Annotated in this window: 1 tRNA gene and 3 rRNA genes (1 of these 4 only partly in view); all 4 read right to left on the bottom strand. The window is 51.2% G+C overall.

The features are described from left to right. Positions 1-1581: ribosomal RNA gene (locus DWX32_RS19800) — 23S ribosomal RNA — on the bottom strand (it extends 1422 nt beyond the left edge of the window). Between the two features lie 474 nt (positions 1582-2055). Next, a tRNA-Ala gene (locus DWX32_RS05940) sits at positions 2056-2128 on the bottom strand. A 6-nt stretch (positions 2129-2134) separates the two neighbouring features. Further along, positions 2135-2252: ribosomal RNA gene (rrf, locus tag DWX32_RS05935) — 5S ribosomal RNA — on the bottom strand. Between the two features lie 96 nt (positions 2253-2348). Continuing rightward, positions 2349-3882, bottom strand: a 16S ribosomal RNA gene (locus DWX32_RS05930). Together the 16S, 23S and 5S rRNA genes with 1 tRNA gene alongside form the textbook arrangement of a ribosomal RNA operon. Positions 3883-3997: the final 115 nt, after the last annotated feature.

The following is a 3997-nucleotide window of genomic DNA, read 5'->3' as shown; positions in this document are numbered from 1 at the left end:
TGGCTCACACACTTCCCTACTTTCATTCGGTCCGCATCACGCCTTTGGATTGCCACACGGTTTTTCCTATGTGACTCCTCCTTCGCTTGCACGCGGCTTTCCGTTCCGCGCCTGTGCTCTCCACAAATGTCCCCACAGTTCTGTTTTAAGATAGTGCAGGAATCTCAACCTGCTGTCCATCGGATACGCATTTCTGCCTCTCCTTAGGCCCCGACTTACCCAGGGCAGATCAGCTTTACCCTGGAAACCTTGGATATTCGGCCGAGAGGATTCCCACCTCTCTCTCGCTACTCATTCCGGCATTCTCTCTTCCTGGCACTCCACAGCTCCTTCCGGTACTGCTTCGTCGCGCCAGCAATGCTCCTCTACCATACCTTGCGGTATCCTGTGCTTCGGTGTCGTGTTTCAGCCCCGGACATTTTCGGCGCAGGACCTCTCGACTAGTGAGCTATTACGCACTCTTTGAATGTGTGGCTGCTTCTGAGCCAACATCCTAGTTGTCTTCGAAATCCCACATCCTTTTCCACTTAACACGTACTTTGGGACCTTAGCAGCAGGTCTGGGCTCTTTCCCTTTTGACTGCCCAACTTATCTCGTGCAGTCTGACTCCCGATGAGCATCTTTACGGCATTCGGAGTTTGATATCCCTTGGTAAGCTTTGACGCCCCCTTAGAAATTCAGTGCTCTACCTCCGTAAGACTCCATCGAGGCTAGCCCTAAAGCTATTTCGAGGAGAACCAGCTATCTCCGGGTTCGATTGGAATTTCTCCCCTACCCACACCTCATCGCCACCCTTTTCAACGGATGTGCGTTCGGCCCTCCACTACCTCTTACGGCAGCTTCAGCCTGGACATGGGTAGATCACCCGGTTTCGGGTCTACTCTTACTGACTTCACGCCCTCTTAAGACTTGGTTTCCCTTCGGCTCCGTACCTATAGTACTTAACCTTGCCAGTAAACGTAACTCGCCGGACCGTTCTACAAAAAGTACGCGGTTGTGCACATAAGGCACTTCCACAGCTTGTAAACACAGGGTTTCAGGTTCTCTTTCACTCCCCTCCCGGGGTCCTTTTCACCTTTCCTTCACAGTACTATGCGCTATCGGTCACTGAGGAGTATTTAGCCTTGGAGGGTGGTCCCTCCTGCTTCCCACAAGGTTTCCCGTGTCTCGTGGTACTCTGGATCCTGCCAGCCTCTCATCAATTTCGCCTACGGGATTTTCACCCTCTCTGATCAGATTTCCCAAAACTGTTCGGCTATTGATTCGAGTACCTTATGCAGTCCACAACCCCGCGGTGCACGCACCACGGTTTGGGCTCTTTCCATTTCGCTCGCCGCTACTTTGGAAATCGAGGTTTCTTTCTTCTCCTCGGGGTACTTAGATGTTTCAGTTCCCCCGGTTCCCTTCCATACGTTATGGATTGGCGTATGGATACTTGAGGTTTGCTCAAGTGGGTTTCCCCATTCGGATATCTCCGGATCAATGGATATTTGCTCCTCCCCGAAGCTTTTCGCAGCTTATCACGTCCTTCATCGGCTCTCAGTGCCAAGGCATCCACCCTGCGCTCTTAATGCTTGACCTGTATTCTTGGTCCGCTGCCATCATAGCGTTGATGACAGGCTTTTGTGTTCTCTGCTTTAAAAGCAATTGATTCTATAATCTTTCGATTATCTCTCTGGTTTGATAACATCACATGCTCTCACACATGATGCCTCGGATGTCTGTTCCTATCTCTAACGTTTTAACGTTTTCAATATAGATTGTATAGGCGGTTTTCAAGGTACATCTTGCTGACTGATTTGTTTCATCAGTCCTTAGAACTTAAAAGATCTTTTTGATGCTTTCTGTGAAACACATTTCTTTTAAACTCTAATCACTGGTAAAACCAGCTCTCATCAGCACTTCCCTGCTGTTATGGGTTACTGCGCTTCTGTGGGCAGCTGTTTTATTTCATAGACATTTACCCTTGTCTTTTTATTAGGGAGCTGGCAGCCACCTGCTCTCCCACACCGTCTCCAGTGCAGTACCATCGGCCGCTTAGGTTTTCTTTCCGGATGGAGACGAAGAGATTCGAACTCTCGACCCCCTGCTTGCAAGGCAGGTGCTCTCCCAACTGAGCTACGTCCCCGTTTGAAGCTGGCAGCCACCTGCTCTCCCACACCGTCTCCAGTGCAGTACCATCGGCCGCTTAGGTCTTAACCATCGTGTTCGGGATGGGAACGGGTGTGTCCCCTAGGCGCATCGCCACCAGCAATAGTTATTCAGTTTTTGAAACTGTAAAGTCTACAGCTTTTGCTGTTCCTTAATAACTAAACAATGAAACTCATTCTCTACTGATTCTTCCTTAGAAAGGAGGTGATCCAGCCGCACCTTCCGATACGGCTACCTTGTTACGACTTCACCCCAGTTATCAGTCCCGCCTTCGGCAGCTCCCTCCGTAAACGGTTGGGTCACTGACTTCGGGCGTTACCAACTCCCATGGTGTGACGGGCGGTGTGTACAAGACCCGGGAACGTATTCACCGCGACATTCTGATTCGCGATTACTAGCGATTCCAGCTTCGTGCAGTCGAGTTGCAGACTGCAGTCCGAACTGAGACGTTATTTTTGGGATTTGCTCCACCTCGCGGCTTTGCCTCCCTTTGTTTACGCCATTGTAGCACGTGTGTAGCCCAGATCATAAGGGGCATGATGATTTGACGTCATCCCCACCTTCCTCCAGGTTATCCCTGGCAGTCTCCACAGAGTGCCCAGCTTTACCTGCTGGCTACTGAGGATAAGGGTTGCGCTCGTTGCGGGACTTAACCCAACATCTCACGACACGAGCTGACGACAACCATGCACCACCTGTCTCCAATGCTCCGAAGAGAAGGCCCCGTTACGGGCCGGTCATCGGGATGTCAAGACCTGGTAAGGTTCTTCGCGTTGCTTCGAATTAAACCACATGCTCCACCGCTTGTGCGGGTCCCCGTCAATTCCTTTGAGTTTCATTCTTGCGAACGTACTCCCCAGGTGGAATGCTTAATGCGTTTGCGGCGGCACCGAAGAGCTTTGCTCCCCAACACCTAGCATTCATCGTTTACGGCGTGGACTACCAGGGTATCTAATCCTGTTTGCTCCCCACGCTTTCGAGCCTCAACGTCAGTTACCGTCCAGTAAGCCGCCTTCGCCACTGGTGTTCTTCCTAATATCTACGCATTTCACCGCTACACTAGGAATTCCGCTTACCTCTCCGGCACTCGAGCCAGACAGTTTCCAATGCAGTCCCAGGGTTAAGCCCTGGGTTTTCACATCAGACTTGCCTTGCCGTCTACGCTCCCTTTACACCCAGTAAATCCGGATAACGCTTGCCCCCTACGTATTACCGCGGCTGCTGGCACGTAGTTAGCCGGGGCTTCTTAGTCAGGTACCGTCATTATCTTCCCTGCTGATAGAGCTTTACATACCGAAATACTTCTTCGCTCACGCGGCGTCGCTGCATCAGGGTTTCCCCCATTGTGCAATATTCCCCACTGCTGCCTCCCGTAGGAGTTTGGGCCGTGTCTCAGTCCCAATGTGGCCGGTCGCCCTCTCAGGCCGGCTACTGATCGTCGGTTTGGTGGGCCGTTACCCCGCCAACTGCCTAATCAGACGCGGGCCCATCCCATACCACCGGAGTTTTTCACACCGAGCCATGCAGCTCTGTGCGCTTATGCGGTATTAGCAGCCGTTTCCAGCTGTTATCCCCCGGTATGGGGCAGGTCACCCACGCGTTACTCACCCGTCCGCCGCTCAGTCAGTTAAGAATCAATCCGAAGAAATCAACTTAACTGCTTCGCTCGACTTGCATGTGTTAAGCACGCCGCCAGCGTTCATCCTGAGCCAGGATCAAACTCTCTGATAAAATGTTTGTTCCAAGTTCAAAATCAACATACTAGCTAATTTATCCCTTTTACTGTTTTAAAGGATCTTTCGATCGTTTTGAATTACTTATTCAGAACTTTCGAGGATGTGTTTCA

The organism is Blautia sp. AF19-13LB, from assembly GCF_003479105.1.
In the GTDB taxonomy this organism is placed as follows: domain Bacteria; phylum Bacillota; class Clostridia; order Lachnospirales; family Lachnospiraceae; genus Fusicatenibacter; species Fusicatenibacter saccharivorans.
This window is presented reverse-complemented; position numbering and strand designations above follow the sequence as displayed.